We start from the raw sequence: 21917 nt of genomic DNA, 5'->3' as shown, positions 1-21917 counted from the left end.
AAATCAACCGAGGCGCGCGGCTCAGGAATCGTCGGATTGCTTGCGCCAGCGGATGCCCGCGTTGATGAACCCGTCGAGGTCACCGTCGAACACGGCTGAGGGGTTGTTCACCTCGTGCTCGCTCCGCAGGTCCTTGACCATCTGGTACGGCGCCAGCACGTACGAGCGGATCTGGTCGCCCCAGCTCGCCGTGATGTTGCCGGCCAGTTCCTTCTTCTTCGCGTTCTCCTCTTCCTTCTTGAGGAGCAGGAGGCGCGACTGCAGCACGCGCATGGCGGCCGCACGGTTCTGGATCTGCGACTTCTCGTTCTGCATCGAGACGACGGTGCCGGTCGGGATGTGGGTCAGACGGACCGCGGAGTCCGTCGTGTTGACCGACTGCCCACCGGGGCCCGACGAGCGGAACACGTCGACGCGGATGTCGTTCTCGGGGATGTCGATCGACTCGGTCTCCGGCATGAGCGGGATGACCTCGACCGCGGCGAACGACGTCTGCCGCTTGCCCGCGGCGCCGAACGGCGACATCCGGACGAGGCGGTGCGTTCCGGCCTCGACCGACAGGGTGCCGAAGGCGTGCGGGGCGTCGACCTCGAACGTGGCGGACTTGATGCCCGCTTCTTCCGCGTAGGACGTGTCCATCACGGTGGTCTTGTAGCCGTGCTGCTCCGAGTAGCGGAGGTACATGCGCAGCAGCATCTCGGCGAAGTCCGCGGCGTCGACACCACCGGCACCGGCACGGATCGTGATGACCGCGGGTCGGTCGTCGTACTCGCCGTCGAGGAGCGTCTGCACCTCGAGGTCGCCCATCGTCTTCTGGATCGCCTTGAGCTCGGCGGCAGCTTCGTCGGCGGAGTCCTGGTCGTCGGCCTCGTTCGCCATCTCGACCAACACCTCGAGGTCGTCGATGCGGCGCTCGGTGTCGGTGATCTTCTTCAGCTCCGACTGCCGGTGCGAGAGCGCGCTCGTCACCTGCTGCGCGTGCTCGACGTCGTCCCAGAGGTCCTGGGCCCCGGCCTGCTCGCTGAGGTCGGCGATCTCACGCTGCAGGCGGTCGACGTCGACCACCGAGCGGATGTTGCCGAAGGTCTCGCGGAGGGCGGAGAGCTGCTCGGTGAAGTCCAGTTCGACCATGATCACCGATCCTACCGGTGCTTCCCAGCCCGGGAGGCGCGGCTCGGCCCCGGTGGACCGGTCAGCGCCCCAGGAGCGGTTCCCTCGACGCCATCCCCGCAGCTCCGGCGCGCGCCACCGCGTCCGGCAGCGCGGCGAGGAACGCGTCGACGTCGGCGTCGGTCGTGGTGTGCCCGAGCGTGATCCGGAGCGCACCGCGGGCGTCCTGCTCCGACAGCCCCATGGCGAGCAGGACGTGCGAGGCCTCGGGCACGCCGGCCTGGCACGCCGAGCCGGTCGACACCGCGACCCCGGCGGCGTCGAGCAGGAAGAGCAGCGAGTCCCCCTCGCAGCCCGGGAACGTGAAGTGCGCGTTGCCGGGGAGTCGGTCGACCGGGTCCCCCATCAGCACCGCGGACGGTACCGCTGCCCGGACCCCGGCGACGAGCCGGTCCCGCAGTGCCCGGACGTCCGCGTGCGGCATCGCGGCCGCGACCCCGAAGGCCGCCGCTGCCGGGGCGTCCTGCGTCCCGCTCCGCACCTGGCGCTGCTGCCCGCCCCCGTGGATGAGCGGCTCGACGGTCGCACGACGGCCGAGCACGAGCGCGCCGATGCCGACCGGGCCGCCGATCTTGTGCGCCGACACGCTCAACGCGTCGAGCCCGGAGGCGGCGAACGACACCGGTACCTGGCCGTACGCGGCGACCGCGTCGCTGTGGACGGGCACGCCCGCGGCGTGCGCGAGCTCGACGATCCGCGACACCGGCGCGATCGTGCCGACCTCGTTGTTCGCCCACAGGAACGTGACCAGGGCGACGTCCGAGGCGTCGGTGAGCCGCGCCTCCAGGGCCACCAGGTCGACGCGACCCTGTGCGTCCAACGGGACCACGTCGACGACCGCGCCCTCGTGGCGCTCGAGCCACTCGACGGTGTCGACCGTCGCGTGGTGCTCCCCGCCGGGGACGACGATGCGCGGGCGCGGACGGTCCTGCTGCCGCGCCCAGAACATGCCCTTCACGGCGAGATTGATGCTCTCGGTGCCGCCGGAGGTGAAGACGACCTCGACCGGGTCGGCGTCGAGCGAGGCGGCGACGGCGGCGCGGCCGTCCTCGAGCAGCATCTTCGCCTGCTGCCCCGCGCTGTGGATCGACGACGGGTTGCCGACGGTGCCGAGCGCGGCGGTGAACGCGGCGAGCGCCTCCGGCAGGATCGGCGTCGTCGCGGCGTGGTCGAGGTAGACCGGCATCTGCACCCCCTGAACGAGCGTTTCCAGGATACTCGTCGGTCCTCGTACCCTTGGTGCCATGCACGAGACGGCGATCGACGAGACCCCGGGGTTCCTCCTGACCGCCGACGTCCCGCGGTTCTCGGTGCGGTCGGCGACGGCGACGGCCGTGTCGGTCGTGGTCGACGGCCGCGGCACGTTCCCGCTGACGCGGTCCGGCGACGTCTGGACGGGTGCCGTGCCGGGAGTCGAACCCGGGGACACGTACCACCTGCTCGTGGACGGTCCCGCCGGTCCGCGCGACGAGTTCGACGCGGAGCGTCCGCTGCTCGACCCGTACGCCCGCGGGATCGTGCGCGGCGCCGGACCACGCTGGACGGGTGTCGTGGTCGACGTCGCGTTCGACTGGGGCGGGGTGGTCAAGCCGACGACGCCGCTCGACCGGGTCGTCGTGTACGAGGCGAACGTCCGGACCCTGACCGCGACGAACCCGGCCGTCCCGGAGGACCTCCGCGGCACGTACGCCGGCGTCGCCCACGAGAGCACCATCGCGCACCTGCACCGGATCGGCGTGACCACGCTCGAGCTGCTGCCCGTGCACGCCTTCGACACCGAACGGTGGCTGCGGGACGCCGGACGCGAGAACGCCTGGGGCTACAACACGCTCGGGTTCTTCGCGCCGCACGCCGCCCATGCCTCCCCCGGTGCACGGGCCGAGGGTGCCTCCGCGGTGCTGCGCGAGTTCAAGGGCATGGTCCGGCTCCTGCACGCCGCCGGGATCCAGGTCGTCCTCGACGTCGTCTACAACCACACCGCGGAAGAGGGCCTCGGCGGCCCGACGACCTCGCTCCGGGGCATCGACGGGGCGAACCGCTACCGGTGGACCGCCGACGGCGCCTCGTACTACGACACCACCGGCTGCGGGAACACCCTCGACACCTCGGTCGAGGCCACGGCCGACCTCATCGTCGACAGCCTGCGCTACTGGGCGCGCGAGGTGCAGGTCGACGGGTTCCGGTTCGACCTGATGGCGGCGCTCGGCCGCGACGCCGACCACGTGTTCGACCCGTCGCACCCGCTGCTCGAGCGGATCCGGAACCACCCGGACCTGCAGGACACCCTGGTCATCGCCGAACCGTGGGACGTCGGACCGGACGGGTGGAAGACGGGCTCGTTCGGCGCGCGGACGAGCGAGTGGAACGACGGCTTCCGGAACACCGTGCGGCAGTTCTGGCTCACCGACATCGCCGAGGAGCGACGCCACGGCGCCCCCGCCACCGGCATCGGCGCGCTCGCCGGGGCCCTGACCGGCTCGCGCCACCTCTTCGACACGGCACGCGGGCCGCTCGCCGGCATCAACTTCGTCACCGCCCACGACGGCTTCACCCTGCTCGACCTGGTGTCGTACGACGGCAAGCACAACGAGGCGAACGGCGAGGAGAACCGCGACGGCTCGAACGACAACCGCTCGTTCAACCACGGCATCGAGGGCGACACCGCCGACCGCGGCGTGCGGGCGGCGCGGGGCCGATCGATGCGGAACCTCGTCGCGACGCTCATGCTCTCCGCGGGCGTGCCGATGCTCACCGCCGGCGACGAGCGGAGCCGGACGCAGCACGGCAACAACAACGCCTACGTGGTGTCCGAGGACCTCACCCCGGTCGACTGGTCGGACGACGAGGACGCCGAGGCGATGACCGAGGCCGTCTCGGCACTCGCACGGCTCCGCGCCGCGCACCCCGCGCTCCGGCCGTCCCGGTTCGGCGTCGAGGGGCAGGAGACGCCCGGCGCGTCCCGGATGTCCTGGTACGGGCCCGACGGCCACCCGATGACGGCCGAGGGGTGGGACCAGCCGATCCACCGCGCGCTGCAGTACTTCGTCGAGTCGACGCCGGAGCACGAGCCGTTCGACCGCGTCCTCGTGGTGGTGCACGGCAGCGGGCGCACGCGGGACATGACGCTGCCCGTGCGCGAGGACGTGCTCGGGTACCGGCTCGCCTGGTCCAGCGAGAAGCACCGCGACCACGAGCGGCTCCGGCCCGCGGGTCAGGTCTTCACGGCGTACGGGCCGGGCATCCACGTGTTCGAGATCGCCTGACGGCGGCCCGTCCAGGAGGCGCGGGTCGGCTCCGGCACGACCGTCGCGCGGTGCTCCTCCACAGCGCCACGGCGCGCCCGGGTCTCCACGGACGGCACGTTCCGGGGAACGCGGAGGCGCTCGCCGGGTAGCGTCGGCTCCGTGGCCACTGCAGACCGACCCCGCCGACCGAAGATCGGGCGCATCCCGATCACCGAGCTCGCCCCCACGACGCCCAACGGGTTCCCCGGCAAGGCGTTCGACGGCGAGGTGATCACGTTCGGTGCGACCGTCTTCCGCGAAGGGCACGGGATCATCGGCGCCGACCTCGTCCTCGAACGACCGGACGGCGGCACCAGGACCGTCCCGATGGTGCTCGTCGCCCCGGGCACCGACCGCTACGAAGCGACCGTCCAGGTCGACCACACCGGCGTCTGGACGTGGCACGTCGAGTCCTACGCCGACGACTGGTCGTCCTGGCTGCACGGTGCCCGCCTGAAGATCGCCGCGGGCGTCGACACCGAGGCCACCCTGCTCGACGGGGCGGCGCTCCTCGACCGACTCGCCGACGAGACCGACTCCCCCGCCGCCACGCGTGCGGCGGCGCGCGTCCGCGACACCGACCTCGACCCGGCCGAACGACTCGCCGCCGTCGACGACCCGCGCATCACGGGCGAGGTCGAAGATGCGCCGCTCACCTCGCTCCGGACGCACTCGCCCACGCAGCTGCTCGACGTCGAGCGCACCCGCGCCGGTGTCGGCGCCTGGTACGAGTTCTTCCCCCGCAGCGAAGGCGCGAAGAAGAACCCCGACGGCTCGTGGAAGAGCGGCGACTTCCGCACCGCGGCACGACGGCTCCCGGGCGTCGCGCGCATGGGCTTCGACGTGGTGTACCTCCCGCCGATCCACCCCATCGGCACGACCGCGCGCAAGGGTCCGAACAACACGCTCACCCCCGGCCCGCACGACCCCGGCAGCCCGTGGGCCATCGGCGGCCCCGACGGCGGGCACGACGCCATCCACCCGGACCTCGGCACCGAGGACGACTTCCGCGACTTCGTCGAGACGGCGAAGAACACCGGGATGGAGGTCGCGCTCGACTTCGCCCTGCAGTGCTCGCCCGACCACCCCTGGGTCACCGAGCACCCCGAGTGGTTCACGGTCCGCGCGGACGGCTCCATCGCCACGGCCGAGAACCCGCCGAAGCGCTACCAGGACATCTACCCGATCCAGTTCGACACCGACCCCGAAGGGCTCGTCGCCGAGGTCCTGCGGGTCCTGCGCCACTGGATCGCCCTCGGCATCCGGATCTTCCGCGTGGACAACCCGCACACCAAGCCGCTCTGGTTCTGGGAGCGGGTCATCCGCGAGATCCGCGACGAGCACCCCGACACGGTGTTCCTCGCCGAGGCGTTCACGCGCCCGGCGATGATGCGCGCCCTCGCCGAGGTCGGGTTCCAGCAGTCGTACTCGTACTTCACGTGGCGGAACTCGAAGGACGAGATCGCCGACTACTTCGACGAGCTCTCGCACGAGACGAGCGCGTACCTGCGTCCGAACCTGTTCGTGAACACGCCCGACATCCTCACCGAGTACCTGCAGTTCGGCGGCCGCGCCGGGTACAAGATCCGTGCGGCGCTCGCGGCCACCGGTGCGCCGACGTGGGGCATGTACTCCGGGTACGAGCTGTTCGAGGACGTCGCACGCCCCGGCTCGGAAGAGAACATCGACAACGAGAAGTACGAGTACAAGCCGCGTGACTTCGCCCTGGCCGAGGCCGAGGGCGCGAGCCTGGCGCCGTACGTCACGATGCTCAACCGCTTCCGGCAGGCACACCCGGCGCTCCGCCAGCTCCGGAACCTGCACGTGCACGACGCCGAGGACCCGGCGATCGTCGTGTACTCCAAGCACCTGCCCGGACGGTTCATCCGCTCCGGGCGCGACGACACCGTGATCGTCGTCGCGAACGTCGACCCCCACTCGGCCCGTGAGACCACGGTCCACCTCGACCTCGCCGCCCTCGGCCTCGACCCGGAGCAGGCGTTCGACGTCCGCGACGTCGTGACCGGCCAGCGCTGGGTCTGGGGATCGTCGAACTACGTCCGCCTGGACGCGTTCCAAGAACCCGTGCACCTGCTCGTCGTGGAGGGACCCCACCGATGACCGACACCCACCCCGAGGACGACGCACCGACGGCAGCGCCGAACGACCGGGGGCAGGGGCCGAGCGTTCCGCCGGTGCCGCCGCCTCCGCCGCCCGTGCTGCCCCGCCGCATGCCGGCCGACACCCCGCGCCCGACGCACCCGGCACAGCACGTCGCACCGGAGCCGCCGGCAGCCGGAGGACCGCATCCGTCCGCCTCCCCGGAACCCGCGGCCCCCCGCTACGAGCCGCGTGTCTCGGCACCCGGCGAGGACCTGCCCGGTGCACCCCCGGCCCGACGGGAAGCGCCGGACCGCGACGTCGCCGAATCGGCCACGCTCGCCGGACACGCGTCCGACGCGGCCCACCCGCGGCACGTCACGGTCGAGGCGGTCGAGTCCGTCGAGCGGTCCGCGGCCGCCGGTGACGGCACGGGAGGCGCGACCGGCGTCACGACGTCGGCCGACACGGACGGCCCCGGCGACGGGGCGGACGCGCCGACCAGCGAAGGCGGCAGCCCGCTCGCCGCGACGAGCGAGGCGGGGTCGACCCGCGCCTCCCGTCCGACCGACACCACGCCGGAGGCGACCGGCCCGCGTCCCGCCCCCGTCGAGGAGTGGCTCCGCCAGCAGGTCGCCGAGGCCCGCTGGTCCCAGCCCCACGACGTCCTCGGACCGCACCCCGTCGACGGCGGCACGAGCGTCCGTGTGGTCCGCCACCTCGCGACCGCCGTGCGGATCGTCCGACCGGACGGGGACGACGTCGAGCTCACGCACGAGGGCGACGGCCTCTGGGCCGGCGCGACCCCCGGCGAGCTCGGACGGTACCGGGTCGAGGCCGACTACGACCCGGACCCGTCGACCGACAGCGACGACATCACCTGGACGACCGACGACGCCTACCGGTTCCCCCCGACGATCGGCGAACTCGACCTGCACCTCTTCGGCGAGGGCCGTGACGAGCAGCTGTGGCACCACCTCGGCGCGCACGTCACCACGGTCGACGGCGTGGACGGCGTCTCGTTCACGCTCTGGGCCCCGCGGGCGACCGCAGCCCGGGTGATCGGTGACTTCGAGGGCTGGGAAGGCCGCACCACCGCGATGCGTCGCCTGACCGACCTCGGTGTCTGGGAGCTGTTCTGGCCCGGCGCCCTCGTCGGTCAGCGGTACAAGTTCCAGCTCCTCACCGACTCCGGCTGGGTGGAGCGGGCCGACCCGTTCGCCCGGCGGACCGAGGTCCCTCCGCTGACCGCCTCCGTGATCGACGAGTCGCACCACGAGTGGTCCGACGGCGACGCGCAGTGGATGGAGCACCGGGCACGGACGACCACGCACGACCGTCCGATGAGCGTCTACGAGGTCCACCTCGGTTCGTGGCGTCCGGGGCTGTCCTACCGCGAGGTCGCCGACCAGCTCATCGGCCACGTCCAGTACACGGGCTTCACCCACGTGCAGTTCCTGCCGCTCGCCGAGCACCCCTTCGGCGGATCGTGGGGCTACCAGGTCACCGGCTACTACGCCCCGACTGCCCGGTTCGGCTCCCCCGATGACCTCCGGTACCTCGTCGACCGGCTGCACTCCGCCGGCATCGGCGTGATCATGGACTGGGTCCCCGGGCACTTCCCGAAGGACGAGTGGGCCCTGGCGAAGTTCGACGGCTACGCGCTGTTCGAGCACCCGGACCCCCGCCGTGGCGAGCAGCTCGACTGGGGCACCTACGTGTTCGACTTCGGTCAGCCGCAGGTCCGCAACTTCCTCGTCGCGAACGCGCTCTACTGGCTCGAGGAGTTCCACATCGACGGGCTCCGCGTGGACGCCGTCGCCTCGATGCTGTACCTCGACTACTCGCGCACCGAGTGGCTGCCGAACATCCACGGCGGGCGCGAGAACCTCGAGGCGATCTCCTTCCTGCAGGAGACGAACGCCACCGCGTACAAGCGCTACCCGGGCATCGTGATGATCGCCGAGGAGAGCACCTCGTGGCCGGGCGTCACGCAGCCGACCAGCGCGGGCGGTCTCGGGTTCGGCCAGAAGTGGAACATGGGCTGGATGCACGACACCCTGCAGTACATCGAGCGCGACCCGGCGTACCGCAGCTACCACCACGACGAGATCACGTTCTCGTTCGTGTACGCGTTCAGCGAGCAGTTCACCCTGCCGATCAGCCACGACGAGGTCGTGCACGGCAAGGGATCGCTCTACGGCAAGATGCCCGGCGACGAGTGGCAGAAGCTCGCGAACGTGCGGGCATACCTCGCGTTCATGTGGGCCCACCCCGGCAAGCAGCTGCTCTTCATGGGGCAGGAGTTCGCCCAGCCCAGCGAGTGGTCCGAGGCGCGCGGGCTGGACTGGTGGCTCCTCGACGACCCGGGGCACCGCGGTGTGCAGGACCTCGTGTCCTCGCTCAACCGGGTGTACCGCGAGACGCCGGCGCTCTGGACGCACGACGCCACGGCCGACGGCTTCGAGTGGATCGAGGGTGGCGACGCACCGCACTCGACGCTCGGGTTCCTGCGGAAGGACGGTGACGCCCGGCTCGCGGTGTTCGTGAACTTCTCCGGCGTGCCGGTCGAGCGACGCTTCGGGTTGCCGGCGGCCGGTGCCTGGCACGAGGTCCTCAACACCGATGCCGCGGAGTACGGCGGGTCGGGCGTGGGGAACCTCGGCGTGGTCACGGCCGAGGACACCCCGTGGGCGGGGCGTCCGGCGTCCGCGCACCTCGTGGTGCCGCCGCTCGGCGCGGTCTGGCTGAAGCTGGCGCGCTAGCCCCGCGCACATCGGACGGGAGCGTGCCCCGCTCAGCGGCGACGCGAAGCGTTGCGCGGGGCACGCCGACCGAGCCTGCGAGGGAGGAGTGCCGACTGGCACCGCGCCTCCCGTCCGTCGTGCGGTCGCGTCCCGGACGCGACCACGACCGCGGCGCAGGACCACGGTGTGGAACCACGAAACCGACGTCGAACCAGGGTGCGACCGTGGTTCGACGTCGGTTTCGTGGTTCGACGCTCGCGCTTGGCGCGCTTGGCGCGTCCCGCGCTGACGCGTCGGCGCTCAGTACAGCGCGCTCGCCAGACGCCGGCGCGCGGCGACCACGCGCGGGTCCTCGGTGCCGATCAGCTCGAAGTACTCGACGAGCCGCACACGGAGCGCCTCGCGCTCGTCCCCGAACACCGTCGGGACGAGGTCGAGCAGCCGGCCGAACGCGTCGTCGACGTGCCCGCCCGAGATGTCGAGGTCGGCGACCGCGAGCTGCGCCTGCACGTCGGAGGGCCCGGCGGCCGCAGCAGCACGGATGTCGTCCGCGGTGCGGCCGTTCAGCCGGTCGAGCAGCGACACCTGTGCGAGCCCGGCGACGGCCATCTGGTCGTGCGGGTCCTGCGCGATCGCGGTCTTGTACTCCTGGATCGCGGTGGCGTAGTCGCCCTGCTCGATCGCGTCGTACGCGGCCTGGTGGTGCGGCGGCAGCGGCTCCGGCTCGGGCTCGCCCTGCTCGACGGCGTCGGCCGCGGCCGCTCCGTCGACCGTGACGCGGCCGGATACACCGTTCTCTGCCGCTGCGGCGAGGACCTGCTCGTAGACGTCGCGGACCTGCGCCTCGGGCAGCGCTCCGACGAAGAGCCCGAGGGGGCGTCCGCCGATGAGCGCGGCCACGGTCGGGATCGACTGCGCCTGGAACGCCTGCACGAGCTGCGGGTTCGTGTCGGCGTCGACCTTGGCGAGCAGCACGCGGCCGTCGTACTCGGCGGTGAGCTGCTCGAGGATCGGCGAGAGCTGCTTGCACGGCCCACACCACTCGGCCCAGATGTCGACGATCACGGGGACGATCGTGGAGAGCTGCAGGACGTCCTGGAAGGTCTGGTCGGTGACGTCGAGGACGAGCGACGGGACGGTCAGGTCGGCACCGGTCTCGCTGCCGGGAGCACCTGCGGCGACGCCGGACCCGGGGCCGCCGGCAGCGGCCCCGCCGGGCTGGGGCGGCCGCTGGGCGCGGTCCACCAGGGACGACAGGTCGACGGCTCCGCGGAGACCGGACGGGGTCGGGGGGACGTTGGTCATTGCACCTCACTCGCTGCTGTCAGGCCCTGCGTGAACCCGAGCAGGACCACTTTGTCATCGGTGCCCACCGGGGGCACGTAGAAGAGCAGCTGCACGCCGTAGGTCGCGCTGATGCCCTTCGTGCTGGAGTCGACACCGGAGAGCGCCTTGACCGCGCCCTCGGTGTTCACCTCGGCGCCGGCCGCGGTGGGCGTGACCTTCTCGACCTCGTTCAGGTCGGCGGACACGAGCGCTCCGGCACCGTCCGTCGCGATCGCCACGGCGCTGTCGTCGGGGACCTCGGACGAGTACTCGATCTTCGCGGTGTCCGGCAGCGACTCGGACTTCTTGTCCTTGTAGGCCTTGCCGATGGTCGACCGGAGGCCGTCGCTGTCCGCCTGGAACAGCGACGCGTACGAGCTGTCCTTGTCCTTCGAGAGGATGTCGCCGTACGCCTTCGCGATCTCGTCGGGTGCGATGGCGAGCAGCTTCGTGTTCGACGCGAGCAGGGCGGCACCGATCGACGTGGGCGCGAGGCTCGGGATCTTCGCCGCGGCCTCGAGCGAGACGTCGTAGGCGACCTTGTAGTCGTCGCGGGCGGAGTCCTGCACGAGCGTCAGCGCCTGCGGGGCCGACTTCGCGTCGCAGTCCTCGGCGACGACCGCGAACACGGTGCGCGGCCACGAGTCGGTCTGCTGCGGCAGCGCCACGCACACCTGCTCCCCCGAGATCGTCGGCGGGGCGTCGACGTCCGAGTCCTTGCCGCGGATCGTGTAGTTCGCCGCGCGCAGGTCGAGGGCCGCACCGGTGAAGCGCTGCTCGGCGAGCTTCGCGTCGCGAGCGTCGTCGGCACGCTTGGCCACGTAGGCGACCCGCTGGACGATCCGGGTGATCTGCTGCTTCGTGGCGGCGGTCGGCTCGGTCTGCGCAGCCGTCCCGGTCGCCGTCGCGGTGGGCGTCGGGCTGGCCGCGGACGTCCCCTGCGGCCAGTAGTCGGACGAACAGCCGGCGAGACCGAGGGCCCCGACGAGCAGGACCGGGATCGCCACGAACGCCCGTCGGCCGCGACGACCGCGGACCGGTACCTGGGCGCCGGCGGCCGCGGCACGGCGCGAGGCACGCACGCGCGGCGGACGGGAGCCCCCGCTGCGGCGGCGCGGTCCGCGACCACGACGCTGGTGCACGAACGCCCAGACGAGCAGGACGATGCCGCCGACCAGGAACACGCCACCGGCGACGAGGAGCGGACCGACCGACGGCGTCGCGGTGTCGCGCGGCCACGTGACCGAGACGTCGCTCGGGGCCGCGGCCGTACCGTCGCCGACGATGATCACGCTGACGTCCTCGGGCAGACGGACCGTGAACTGTCCGGCACTGTCGTACTCCTGGTACCAGAGGTCGCTTCCCGCGGGGTCCGGCACGGTGGACTCGGACCCCGTCGTGCGGCCGACGAGCTTCGCCTGCTCGGCGTCGAACCGCATCGTCGTGTGCTTCGCGTCGCCGATCCAGGCGTCGACGTCGCTCGTCTTGCCGTAGGCCGCGAACACCTTGCCCGAGCCGGAGACGTTGATGCGCTGGTAGCCGGGGTTGGCGTTGAGCGTCGAGCCCGGGATCACGGTCACCGGGGCGGAGCTCTTCGAGGACGATGCCGCGACGAGCGACGACGGTGGCTCGAACACGGTCCGCTGGCCGACCGCGAGGGCGACGAGCAGCAGCCCGATGACGAAACTGACGATCGCCAGGACGAATCGCACGGATCTTCTCCCTACCGCGCCGGGGTGGGGGTGTCGGCGCGCGAATCAGCGCTCCAGGATAGCGAGGGAGTCTGGACGGCGCATCCCCCACCGCTGTCCGCGGTCACAGCCCACCGTCTCCGCACGCCACTACAATCGTGCCGGGCCTTCCCTGTGCCCTCCGCCGAGCACCCAGGAGCGAACACGTGGCGAACGACGAGGCAGAGTTCGGGACCGAGCTGCGTGGGTACCGCCGCGAAGACGTGGACCGCTCGCTGAACGATCTGCGCCGTGAGCTCATCAAGTCGAACAACGACCGGGCCGACGCCGCGAAGGAGATCCGCCTCCTGCAGGCGCGCGTCTCCGAGCTGCAGGGCGAGCTCGACGAGGCCGGCACCCCCACGTACAGCGGCCTCGGCACCCGTCTCGAGTCGACCCTCCGCGTCGCCGAGGAACAGTCCACGCGGCTCATCAGCCAGGCCGACATCGACGCGCAGCGGCTCCGTGCCTCGAGCCGTGCCGAGGCCGACCGCACCCTGCGCGAGGCACAGGACGAAGCCCGCGACACGCTCGAGGACGCCCGCACCCGGTCGACGAACGAGCTCACCCGTGCCCGCGCCGAGTCGGCCGACACCGTCGAACGTGCCCGCGCCGAGGCCGGGCTCCTGACGCAGGACGCCCGCAACGAGGCCGCCGCGATCCGCGGTGCCGCCGTGACCGAGGCGGCCGAGGTCCGCTCGGTCGCGATCCGCGAGACGAACGCGCTGCGCGCCCAGGTCGAGCACGAGGTCGCCGAGCTGCGCGAGATCACCCAGCGCGAGTCCGCCGAGGCCCGTCGCGCCGCCGCCGACCTCGACCGCGAGACCGAGCACCGCCGCAGCGTGTTCGAGGCCGACCACGCCCGCCGTGTCGAGGACCTCGACCGCGACGAGACCACCCGCCGCGACGCCCTCGAGCGCGAGATCGCCGAGGGTCGCGCCGCCTGGCACCGTGAACGCGACGACGAGCAGCAGGCCCACGCGCTCGAGCTCGAGACCGGACGCGCCGACCTCGCCGCCGAGGTCGACCGCCGTCGCGCCGAGCTCGACACCGAGCTCGCCGACCGCCGCCGTGTCCTCGACGAGGAGCTCGCGGCCGCCCGCGCCGAGTGGGACCGCGAGCTCGCCTCGGCCCGCGCCGCGCTCGAGCAGGAGATCGAGGCGGCACGAGCCCAGCTCCGCGTCGACGAGGAGCAGACCCGCACCGAGAACGCCCGGCTGGTGCAGGAGACCGCGGACCGCATCGCCCGTGAACTCGACGAGCACGCGACGCGCATCGAGCGGGAGCGCGCCGAGGCCGAGGCGGCCGCGGAACGCGCCGCCCGCGAGCACGAGAACGAACTCGCCGCCCGCCGCGAACGCGAGCACGCCGAGGTCGACACCGAGATCGCCGACCGCCGCACCGCCGAGCTCGGCGCGCTCGAGGCCGAGCGCACGGCACTCCGGCAGGAGATCGACACGGCCCGTGCCGACCTCACCCGCGAGCGCGACGAGGTCCGTGCCGAGATCGCCCGCGAACGCGACGAGGCCCGCACGACCCTCGAGTCGGAACTCGCCGCCCGACGTGACGACGCCGAGCAGGACTACCTGCAGAAGCACCACGACACCGTCACCGAGACGCAGAAGTACCTCGACGAGGCGAACCTGCAGCTCGCCGAGGCGACGCGCCGCGCGACCGAGGCACGCGAACGGGCCGAGCGCCTCCAGCAGGAGGCCGACGACCTCGAGCGCTCCAGCACCTCGGACGCGCAGGAGCACGCGCGCACGATCGTCGCGGACGCCCAGGACCGCGTGCACAAGATGATCGCCGACGCCGAGGAGCGCACCGCCGGCATCATCGCCGAGTCCGAGGACCGCCTCGCGGCCATCCGGACCGAACGCGACGCCGTCGCCGGCTACCTCGAGAACCTCCGCGGGGTCCTGACCAACGCGACCGGCCTGCTCGGCACGGCACCGTCGGTCGACGCCGCGGAGCCGGCCGAGCTCGTGATCGAGCCCGACGACGAGTCGGTCACCGACGACGCGACGGTCACCGACGACGAGGACGCGACCACGCGCTGAGCGTCGGCCGGTCCAGGAGGCGCGACCCGCGCCTCCTGGACCGGCCGGCGTCGTCGACGCGACCCGTTCCCCGCGACCCGGCCCGTCCGTCAGTCGGTGACGTGCGTCGGCAACGGTGCGCTGCCCGGCACGACGAGGTCCGCGATCGCGTCGAGCACGATCCGGACGTACTTCTCCCCCACCCAGAGGTGCTTCGCCCCCTCGACCGGGACGACACGGACGTTCGGCGCGATGGCGAACCGACGTGCCGCCTCGTCCGGCTGCAGGAAGTCGTCGTGCTCGGGGACGAGGGCCACGACGGGGACGGACACCTCCGCCCAGCGGGCGAGTTCGTCGTCGGTGGTGCGGTGCAGCGGCGGCGAGAGCAGGACGACACCGGCGACCCGGCCGGCCTCGACGTGCTCGAGCGCGTGCTTGAGGATCACCTCGGTGCCGAACGACCACCCGACGAGCCACGGTGTCGGCAGACCGCGGTGAACGACGTCCGTGACGGCGGCGCGCAGGTCGAACCCCTCGGAGACGCCGTCGCCGAAGACGCCCTCGGACGTGCCGCGCGGGGACGTCACCGAGCGGAAGTTGAAGCGGAGCACCGCGATGTCCGCGAGGGCCGGGAGCCGGGCCGCCGCCTTCTTCAGGACGTGCGAGTCCATGAAGCCGTGCGCGGTCGGCAGCGGGTGCAGCGTCACGATCGTGCCGCGAGCAGCGTGCTCGAGCGGCTCGGCGAGCTCACCGACCAGGGTGAGGTGGTCGTCCGTGACGAGCTCGATGTCGGTGCGTCGGGCCGGCAGCTCGGTGTTCGACCGGATCTCGGTGGTCATGCGATGCTCCAGCAGTGGTTGTGCCAGTGGCGGCGGGACGCCAGGTCGGCCTCGTCCCCGAGGACACCGTCGGCACGCCAGACGACGACGTGCGCCACGCCGGGCAGCACCGTGCCGCCGCAGCCCGGGCAGATGTACTCCTTCTGCGCCGAGGCGGCGGAGACGGGCTGCACGAGGTACTCACGGCCGCGGCGCACCTCGGTGCGCTTCCACGAGCTCATCATCCGGTCGAGACCGGTCGGCTCGTCGTCCTGCTCGGGACCGCGGCCCCGAGGGCGTCGCGGCCGGTTGCTCCGCGGCACCTGCGTTCAGCCGATCAGTACCAGTTGTTCGCGACGCTGTGGCCCCAGGCACCGCACGGCGTGCCGTAGACGCCGGAGATGTAGTTGAGGCCCCAGGTGATCTGCGTCGCCGGGTTCGTCTGCCAGTCGGCGCCGGCCGTGGCCATCTTGCTGCCGGGGAGCGCCTGCGGGATGCCGTAGGCACCGCTCGGGTTGTACGCGTTCACGCGCCAGCCCGACTCCTTGTTCCAGAGCGAGACGAGGCAGTTGTACTGGTCGGTCCCCCAGCCGCGCGCGGCCACCATCTCCTGCGCGATGGCCTGGGCGCTGCCCGGGTCCGGCGTCGCAGCGGTCGCCGCGAGGGTGTTCGAGGCGCTCACCGAGGCGGTCTCGTCCGTGGCGGTGTCCGCGTCGGCATCCGTGGTGTCGGTCTCGGTCTTCGGCTTCTCGACGACCTTGGGCTTCGGGAGCGTCACGCCGTACGCGTCACGGGAGACGTCGAACGCGGCGTATGTGCCGTGCGCCGTGTACTCCTGCGGGGCCGCCGGCGCCTTGACGAGCACCGGAGCGGAGACCGCTGCCTGGGCCACGTCGGGCTGCAGCGGGTTGAACAGCGAGCCGACGACGATGCCGGACACCGCGAAGAAGGACAGCACCGGCACTGCCGCACGCTTGCGCACGAAGGTGTTCATGCTCTGCGGGGACGACGACGGCTTCGCGGCTGCGGCGACGGCACGGGCACGACGCTGCTTGACGATGCGGGGGTCGGCAGGGGTGGCGGGCACCGCGTGGGCGACCGACGCCTGCGCGTCCGTCGTGTCCGACACGCGGTTCGCCGCGACCGACTTGGGGGCGACGGCCGGAGCGGTCGGCACCGATGCCGTGACCACCGTCGGGTTCGCCGGGAGGACCGAGTTCTCCGCCGTGCGGGTTCGGTTCAGTGCCGCGCGGCGCTCACCGGCGGCCGTGAGGCCGAGGTGCTCGCGGGTATCGCGGTCGGAGCTGATGTCTGCCGTGTGCCTGCCCATGAGTTCGACCAGGATAACGGAACGATCACGGAAAGCGAAGCACCCGCCACCAGCGCGTCGTCAGCGGACAGCGAGCATGACCTCGACGACGGCGTCGAGCAGCGCGTCGACCTGCGCTTCGCGGTAGCCGCCGTGCTTGGGTCGGAAGACGATCGAGCGGACCTCGGTCAGGCTGAGCGGCTTGCCGTCGCGGAAGTATCCCTCGAGCCGCTTCGCGAAGGCGTCGACGTCCTTCGGGTGGTACCCGGTGCCGAGGAAGCTGACGCGACCGAACCGCTGCCCGTCCGGACGCTCGAGACGCGCCACGACGTCGGAGGCCTTCGACCGGGCTTCGGCGTACCAGGCCTTCTGCCCGATGTCCGCGATCTCCCGCTCGCGCTCACGAGCCGCGAAGGCGTCCTCGAGCCGTTCGAGTGCGGCGTCGACGTGTGCGGTGGAGTAGCCGCCCTTGCGCATCGAGAAGGCGGTGGCCCGGATCTTCGCGGCCTCGATCGCCGGAGCGGTGTCGTTCGCCGTGTAGGCGCGGCGGGCGTCCTCGAGGAAGCGCTCGACCTCGTCGACGTCGTATCCGAGGGCGGAGCGGTCTGCGTTCGGGAAGGTGGTGGCCACGGCGACATTCTGCCAGGACCGGACCATGGTGTGACCTGGACGCGCTGGGGCGTGGGCCAGGGGTCCGTTCAGTGGTTGACGACGAGGTACAGCACGTAGGCGACGGCGGCGGACGGCAGGATGCTGTCGATGCGGTCGAGGAGTCCACCGTGCCCGGGCAGGAACGACGAGATGTCCTTGATGCCGAGGTCGCGCTTGATCATCGACTCGGTCAGGTCGCCGAGCGTGGCGGACCCGGAGATGAGCACGCCGAGGATGATGCCCGTCCACCAGGGCAGCCCGAGCATGAGCCACGAGACGAGGATGCCGACGATGATGCTGGCGGCGACCGAGCCGGCGAAGCCCTCCCACGTCTTCTTCGGGCTGATCCGGGGCGCCATCGGGTGCTTGCCGAGGTTGAGCCCGGTGGCGTACGCGCCGGTGTCGACCGCGACGACCACGAGGATGAAGCCGATCACCCAGAGCTGCCCGCTGGGCTGTGCCGCCAGCAGCACGACGCAGGCGCCGAGGAGCGTGATGTAGGCCTGCACGAACAAGCCGTTCGTGAGGTCCCGCACCACGTTCCCCGCGGCCGGCTTCGGACGCGCGATCGCGACCTCGACCAGGCGCCAGAGGCTGATGAACACGATGCCGCCGAGGAGCGTGAACAGCGCCGGGATCTGCCCGCCGATGAACGCCGCCGGCACGATCGCCACACTCACGATGACGCTCGGGATGCGCGGCACGTCGCGCCCGGCGAACCGCATGGCGCTCGCGAGCTCGTAGACACCGACGCCGAGCAGGAACGCTCCGACGACCATGAACGACGGCTTCCAGATGAGCAACGAGCCGAGCATCACGACCGCGAACGCCAGCGCGATCCCGATCGCGGCCGGCAGGTTGCGTCCGGTGCGTGCCGTCAGCGCCTCGTTGCGGGCGCCGAAGTCGGCCTTCCGCTGCCGGAGCTGCGCCTCGAAGTCGGTGCGTGCGGCTCGTGCGCGCGCGTCGAAGTCCTGACGCAGCCCCTTGGCGGAACGCTTCTCTGCTGTGGGGCGGTCACCGCCCTGGTCCGGACGGTGCATCAGACCTCGAGGAGTTCGGCTTCCTTCTTCTTCAGCGAGTCGTCGATCTGGTCGACGTGCTTCTTCGTCAGGGCTTCGAGGTCCTTGTCGCCACGGGAGATCTCGTCGTCGGAGATCTCGCCCTTCAGCGCGTCGAGGTCGTCCTTGGCCTTGCGGCGGATGTTGCGGATGACGACCTTGTGGTCCTCGCCCTTGCTCCGGACGAGCTTGACGAACTCCTTGCGGCGGTCCTGCGTGAGCTCCGGGATCGTCACGCGGACGATGTCACCGTCGTTCGTCGGGCTGGCGCCGAGGTTCGGGAACGTCGCGATCGCGCGCTCGATCTCCTTGAGCGCCGTCTTGTCGTACGGCGTCACGATGAGCGTGCGGGCCTCGGGGGTCTGCAGCGACGCGAGCTGCGCGAGCGGCGTCGGCGTGCCGTAGTACTCGACCGGGATCTTCTGGAAGAGCGCCGCGTTGATGCGGCCGGTGCGGACGGTCGAGAAGTCGTCCTTGGCGACCTCGACCGCCTTCGCCATCTTCTCGGTGGCTTCGGTCAGGACATCACTGATCACGGTGTTACTCCTTCGGTACTGGCGTCGAGTCTAGTCAGCGGACGGGGTCAGTTGCTGACCACCGTGCCGATGCGCTCGCCCCGGATCGCGGCGGCGACGTTGCCGTCGCCCTCCATGCCGAAGACGTGCATCGGCATGCCGTTGTCCATGCAGAGCGAGAACGCGGTGGCGTCGACGACCTTGAGGCCCTTCAGGAGCGCGTCCTGGTAGGTGACGTGGTGGAGCTTCTCCGCCGTGGCGTCCTTCTTGGGGTCCGCCGTGTAGACGCCGTCGACGCCGTTCTTGGCGACGAGGACCTCTTGCGCGTCGATCTCGAGGGCACGCTGCGCGGCGACCGTGTCGGTCGAGAAGTAGGGCAGGCCCGCCCCGGCACCGAAGATGACGATGCGCCCCTTCTCGAGGTGCCGCTCGGCGCGCCGCGGGATGTACGGCTCGGCGACCTGGGTCATGCTGATCGCCGACTGCACGCGCGTGGCGGCTCCGGCCTGCTCGAGGAAGTCCTGCAGCGCGAGGGCGTTCATGACCGTCCCGAGCATGCCCATGTAGTCGGCGCGTCCGCGGTCCATGCCCCGCTGGGAGAGCTCGGCGCCGCGGAAGAAGTTCCCGCCGCCGACGACGATCGCGACCTCGACCTCCTGCGCGGCGACCGCGATCTCCTTCGCGATCGTGCTGATGACGTCCGGGTTCACACCGAGCGAACCGGCACCGAACGCCTCCCCCGACAGCTTCAGCAGGACCCGGCGGCGTCCGGTCTTCTCGTTCGTCATGTGGTCGCACCCTTCGTCGAATGTCTCGTGGGAATCTACCCGGCCGCAGCCGGTCCGGCGGAGGCGGGTCGCGCCTCCAGTCGGTGCTCGCGCGTGTCGGCGCGCGAAAACGGGGCCCGGAACCTGGTGGTTCCGAGCCCCGTCACGGGTTCGTTACGCGCCGACCTTGACGCGGGCGAAGCCCTGGATCGTGATGCCGGCGTTCTCGGCGGCCTTCGCGACGGACAGCTTGTTGTCCTTCGCGTAGTCCTGGTCGAGGAGCGCGACCTGCTTGCGGTAGGCGTTGAGGCGACCCTCGACGATCTTCGGCAGGGCGGCCTCCGGCTTGCCCTCCTCGCGCGTGATCGCCTCGACGGTCGCGCGCTCCTTCTCGATCGCCTCGGCCGGGATCTCGTCCCGCGTGAGGTAGGTCGGGTTCGCGAACGCGACGTGCTGCGCGATGGAACGGGCCTCGGCCGCGTCGGAGCCCGAGTAGGCGATGACGACGGCGATCTGCGGCGGGAGGTCCTGGCTGGTCTTGTGCAGGTAGACCTCGAAGGCGTCGCCCTCGACACGGGTGACCGTGCGGAGCGCGAGCTTCTCACCGAGCGCGGCGGCGGCCTCGTCGATGACCTCGGCGACCGTCTTGCCGTCCAGCGGCGCGGCGTTGCCGGCCTCGACGTCGGTGGCACCGGCGGCGGCGACCGCGGCGACGACCTTGTCGGCGAGGGTGGTGAACTTCTCGTTCTTCGCGACGAAGTCGGTCTCGCTCGCGAGCTCGACGACGGTCGCCGCGCCACCGTCGGTCGACGCGACGACGACACCCTCGGAGGTCGCACGGTCGTCGCGCTTGGCGACGGCCTTCGCGCCCTTGATGCGGAGCAGCTCGACGGCCTTGTCGTAGTCGCCGTCGGCCTCGACGAGCGCGTTCTTCGCGTCCATCATGCCGGCCCCGAGGTCCTCGCGGAGCTTCTTCACGTCAGCAAGGCTGTAGTTGGCCATTGACTGGAGTCCTTTCTGGACTGAGCGTTTGTGGAGAGTGGAGCAGGGGCGCCGGACCGATCGGCCCGACGCCCCCGATGGTCACTCGGCGGGGGTGGTCTCCGCAGCGGCCTCGGCCTCGGCCGTCGGCTCTGCGTTCTTCGCGTCGTCGGCGATCGGCTCGCCGATCTCCTTCGCGGCGACCTGCGCGTCAGCGTCGTTCTCTTCGACCGGGGTCTCGGCCCCGGCGGCGGCGGTCGCAGCGGCCGGCGCGGCGGTCTCGCCACCGAGGAGCTCCTGCTCCCACTCGGCGAGGGGCTCGGCCGCAGCCTCGTCGTCGCCACCGTTGTGGCGGGTCTTCAGGCCCTCGGCCGCGGCGTCGGCGACGATGCGGGTGAGGAGACCGACGGAGCGGATCGCGTCGTCGTTGCCCGGGATCGGGTACGTGATCTCGTCGGGGTCGCAGTTGGTGTCGAGGATGCCGATGATCGGGATACCGAGCTTCTGCGCCTCGTCGACGGCGAGGTGCTCCTTCTTGGTGTCGACGATCCAGAGCGCGCTCGGGGTCCGCGTGAGGTTGCGGATACCACCGAGGGTCTTGTGGAGCTTGTCCAGCTCGCGCTTCTTGATGAGGAGCTCCTTCTTGGTGAAGCCCTTCGTCGTGTCGTCGAAGTCGATCTCCTCGAGCTCCTTCATGCGCGCGAGGCGCTTGGAGACCGTCTGGAAGTTCGTGAGCAGACCGCCGAGCCAACGCTGGTTGACGTAGGGCTGGCCGACGCGGGTCGCCTGCTCGGCGATGGAGCCCTGGGCCTGCTTCTTGGTGCCCACGAAGAGGATCGTGCCACCGTGCGCGACCGTCTCCTTGACGAAGTCATAAGCGCGGTCGATGAAGGCCAGCGACTGCTGCAGGTCGATGATGTGGATGCCGGAGCGCTCGGCGAGGATGAATCGCTTCACCTTCGGGTTCCACCGACGGGTCTGGTGTCCGAAGTGGACGCCGCTGTCGAGCAGCTGGCGGATGGTGACGACGGCCATGTGCCGTCCTCCTTCTGTCTTCTCGGCGCGCAGCCGTGCTCTCGCACGTCGCTGCGGACCTGTTGCGGTTGTGTCGATCACGACCGTCGGTCGTGGTCCCTGGTGCCCTGGCACGCGACCGCCCGCTCGTGAGAGCGAGACCGATGGTCGGGTGCCGCGCCGGTGACGGCGCTGTGGACACGCGAAGTCAGCGCGCCGGAGCGCACTGCTGAGGAGATGCTAGCAGACGGTGGACGCACAGGAGGGGGGGGGGGGGGGGGGGGGGCCCCCCCCCCCCCCCCCCGGGGGGGGGGGGGGGGGGGGGGGGGGGGGGGGGGGGGGGGGGGGGGGGGGGGGGGCCCCCCCCGGGGCGGGGGGGGCGGGCCCCCCCGGGGGGGGGGGCCCCGC

Annotated in this window: 17 protein-coding genes; 4 read left to right on the top strand and 13 right to left on the bottom strand. The window is 71.6% G+C overall.

Going from position 1 to position 21917, the window contains the following annotated elements:
* Nucleotides 1-21: 21 nt before the first annotated feature.
* Together prfB and ACIPEP_RS11555 are read right to left on the bottom strand one after the other, a co-directional pair.
* Nucleotides 22-1131, bottom strand: a complete 1110-nt coding sequence (prfB, locus tag ACIPEP_RS11560; RefSeq protein WP_070419094.1) for a peptide chain release factor 2 — start codon at nucleotides 1129-1131, stop codon at nucleotides 22-24.
* A gap of 61 nt (nucleotides 1132-1192) precedes the next feature.
* Nucleotides 1193-2356 (bottom strand): cysteine desulfurase family protein, encoded by a 1164-nt coding sequence (locus tag ACIPEP_RS11555; RefSeq protein WP_402717347.1) that lies wholly within the window; start codon nucleotides 2354-2356, stop codon nucleotides 1193-1195.
* Between the two features lie 58 nt (nucleotides 2357-2414).
* Between ACIPEP_RS11555 and ACIPEP_RS11550 the strand changes: the two genes are divergently transcribed.
* The 3 genes from ACIPEP_RS11550 to glgB all read left to right on the top strand — a co-directional run bounded on the left by ACIPEP_RS11550 (nucleotide 2415) and on the right by glgB (nucleotide 9319).
* On the top strand, nucleotides 2415-4433 hold the full coding sequence (locus tag ACIPEP_RS11550) for a glycogen debranching protein (RefSeq protein ID WP_402717346.1): 2019 nt from the start codon (nucleotides 2415-2417) through the stop codon (nucleotides 4431-4433).
* Between the two features lie 141 nt (nucleotides 4434-4574).
* On the top strand, nucleotides 4575-6575 hold the full coding sequence (locus tag ACIPEP_RS11545; RefSeq protein ID WP_402717345.1) for a maltotransferase domain-containing protein: 2001 nt from the start codon (nucleotides 4575-4577) through the stop codon (nucleotides 6573-6575).
* The gene (gene glgB / locus ACIPEP_RS11540; protein WP_402717344.1) at nucleotides 6572-9319 is read left to right on the top strand and encodes a 1,4-alpha-glucan branching protein GlgB; all 2748 of its coding nucleotides are present in this window, start codon (nucleotides 6572-6574) and stop codon (nucleotides 9317-9319) included. The genes ACIPEP_RS11545 and glgB overlap by 4 nt, the downstream gene beginning before the upstream one ends.
* Nucleotides 9320-9601: 282 nt before the next feature.
* Here glgB and ACIPEP_RS11535 read toward each other — a convergent pair whose 3' ends face one another.
* The gene (locus ACIPEP_RS11535) at nucleotides 9602-10606 is read right to left on the bottom strand and encodes a tetratricopeptide repeat protein (protein WP_402717343.1); all 1005 of its coding nucleotides are present in this window, start codon (nucleotides 10604-10606) and stop codon (nucleotides 9602-9604) included.
* Nucleotides 10603-12339, bottom strand: coding sequence for a hypothetical protein (locus ACIPEP_RS11530; protein WP_402717342.1), 1737 nt, complete (start codon nucleotides 12337-12339; stop codon nucleotides 10603-10605). Before ACIPEP_RS11530 ends, ACIPEP_RS11535 begins: the two co-directional genes overlap by 4 nt.
* Before the next feature lie 185 nt (nucleotides 12340-12524).
* Between ACIPEP_RS11530 and ACIPEP_RS11525 the strand changes: the two genes are divergently transcribed.
* Complete coding sequence (locus ACIPEP_RS11525; RefSeq protein WP_402717341.1) at nucleotides 12525-14417, top strand: hypothetical protein; 1893 nt, start codon at nucleotides 12525-12527, stop codon at nucleotides 14415-14417.
* An 89-nt stretch (nucleotides 14418-14506) separates the two neighbouring features.
* Here ACIPEP_RS11525 and ACIPEP_RS11520 read toward each other — a convergent pair whose 3' ends face one another.
* The 9 genes from ACIPEP_RS11520 to rpsB all read right to left on the bottom strand — a co-directional run bounded on the left by ACIPEP_RS11520 (nucleotide 14507) and on the right by rpsB (nucleotide 21530).
* Nucleotides 14507-15235 (bottom strand): alpha/beta hydrolase, encoded by a 729-nt coding sequence (locus tag ACIPEP_RS11520; RefSeq protein WP_402717340.1) that lies wholly within the window; start codon nucleotides 15233-15235, stop codon nucleotides 14507-14509.
* Nucleotides 15232-15537: a hypothetical protein gene (locus ACIPEP_RS11515; protein WP_402717339.1), complete on the bottom strand. Its 306-nt coding sequence runs from the start codon at nucleotides 15535-15537 to the stop codon at nucleotides 15232-15234. Before ACIPEP_RS11515 ends, ACIPEP_RS11520 begins: the two co-directional genes overlap by 4 nt.
* A 14-nt stretch (nucleotides 15538-15551) precedes the next feature.
* Nucleotides 15552-16544 (bottom strand): transglycosylase SLT domain-containing protein, encoded by a 993-nt coding sequence (locus ACIPEP_RS11510; RefSeq protein ID WP_254790907.1) that lies wholly within the window; start codon nucleotides 16542-16544, stop codon nucleotides 15552-15554.
* A gap of 60 nt (nucleotides 16545-16604) precedes the next feature.
* Nucleotides 16605-17153 carry a DivIVA domain-containing protein gene (locus tag ACIPEP_RS11505; RefSeq protein ID WP_070419098.1) on the bottom strand — a complete coding sequence of 183 codons (549 nt, stop codon included), beginning with the start codon at nucleotides 17151-17153 and terminating at the stop codon, nucleotides 16605-16607.
* Between the two features lie 68 nt (nucleotides 17154-17221).
* Nucleotides 17222-18214: a phosphatidate cytidylyltransferase gene (locus ACIPEP_RS11500; protein ID WP_175473642.1), complete on the bottom strand. Its 993-nt coding sequence runs from the start codon at nucleotides 18212-18214 to the stop codon at nucleotides 17222-17224.
* Nucleotides 18214-18768, bottom strand: a complete 555-nt coding sequence (frr, locus tag ACIPEP_RS11495) for a ribosome recycling factor (protein WP_070416389.1) — start codon at nucleotides 18766-18768, stop codon at nucleotides 18214-18216. The genes ACIPEP_RS11500 and frr overlap by 1 nt, the downstream gene beginning before the upstream one ends.
* Before the next feature lie 47 nt (nucleotides 18769-18815).
* Nucleotides 18816-19535: a UMP kinase gene (pyrH, locus tag ACIPEP_RS11490; RefSeq protein ID WP_070416390.1), complete on the bottom strand. Its 720-nt coding sequence runs from the start codon at nucleotides 19533-19535 to the stop codon at nucleotides 18816-18818.
* Nucleotides 19536-19688: 153 nt separating this feature from the next.
* Complete coding sequence (tsf, locus tag ACIPEP_RS11485) at nucleotides 19689-20516, bottom strand: translation elongation factor Ts (RefSeq protein WP_402717338.1); 828 nt, start codon at nucleotides 20514-20516, stop codon at nucleotides 19689-19691.
* Between the two features lie 81 nt (nucleotides 20517-20597).
* Nucleotides 20598-21530 (bottom strand): 30S ribosomal protein S2, encoded by a 933-nt coding sequence (gene rpsB / locus ACIPEP_RS11480; RefSeq protein WP_402717337.1) that lies wholly within the window; start codon nucleotides 21528-21530, stop codon nucleotides 20598-20600.
* Nucleotides 21531-21917: the final 387 nt, after the last annotated feature.

The organism is Curtobacterium sp. NPDC087082, assembly GCF_044745045.1.
GTDB lineage: Bacteria > Actinomycetota > Actinomycetes > Actinomycetales > Microbacteriaceae > Curtobacterium.
Note: the sequence above shows the minus strand (reverse complement) of the source record. Positions and strands in the feature narration are given on the sequence as shown.

What these genes read in the sequence shown, in the direction of transcription:
- prfB (WP_070419094.1), bottom strand. Translation starts at nt 1,131, where the DNA reads ATGGTCGAACTGGACTTCACCGAGCAGCTCTCCGCCCTCCGCGAGACC.
- ACIPEP_RS11555 (WP_402717347.1), bottom strand. Translation starts at nt 2,356, where the DNA reads ATGCCGGTCTACCTCGACCACGCCGCGACGACGCCGATCCTGCCGGAG.
- ACIPEP_RS11550 (WP_402717346.1), top strand. Translation starts at nt 2,415, where the DNA reads ATGCACGAGACGGCGATCGACGAGACCCCGGGGTTCCTCCTGACCGCC.
- glgB (WP_402717344.1), top strand. Translation starts at nt 6,572, where the DNA reads ATGACCGACACCCACCCCGAGGACGACGCACCGACGGCAGCGCCGAAC.
- ACIPEP_RS11535 (WP_402717343.1), bottom strand. Translation starts at nt 10,606, where the DNA reads ATGACCAACGTCCCCCCGACCCCGTCCGGTCTCCGCGGAGCCGTCGAC.
- ACIPEP_RS11520 (WP_402717340.1), bottom strand. Translation starts at nt 15,235, where the DNA reads ATGACCACCGAGATCCGGTCGAACACCGAGCTGCCGGCCCGACGCACC.
- ACIPEP_RS11510 (WP_254790907.1), bottom strand. Translation starts at nt 16,544, where the DNA reads ATGGGCAGGCACACGGCAGACATCAGCTCCGACCGCGATACCCGCGAG.
- ACIPEP_RS11500 (WP_175473642.1), bottom strand. Translation starts at nt 18,214, where the DNA reads ATGCACCGTCCGGACCAGGGCGGTGACCGCCCCACAGCAGAGAAGCGT.
- pyrH (WP_070416390.1), bottom strand. Translation starts at nt 19,535, where the DNA reads ATGACGAACGAGAAGACCGGACGCCGCCGGGTCCTGCTGAAGCTGTCG.
- tsf (WP_402717338.1), bottom strand. Translation starts at nt 20,516, where the DNA reads ATGGCCAACTACAGCCTTGCTGACGTGAAGAAGCTCCGCGAGGACCTC.
- rpsB (WP_402717337.1), bottom strand. Translation starts at nt 21,530, where the DNA reads ATGGCCGTCGTCACCATCCGCCAGCTGCTCGACAGCGGCGTCCACTTC.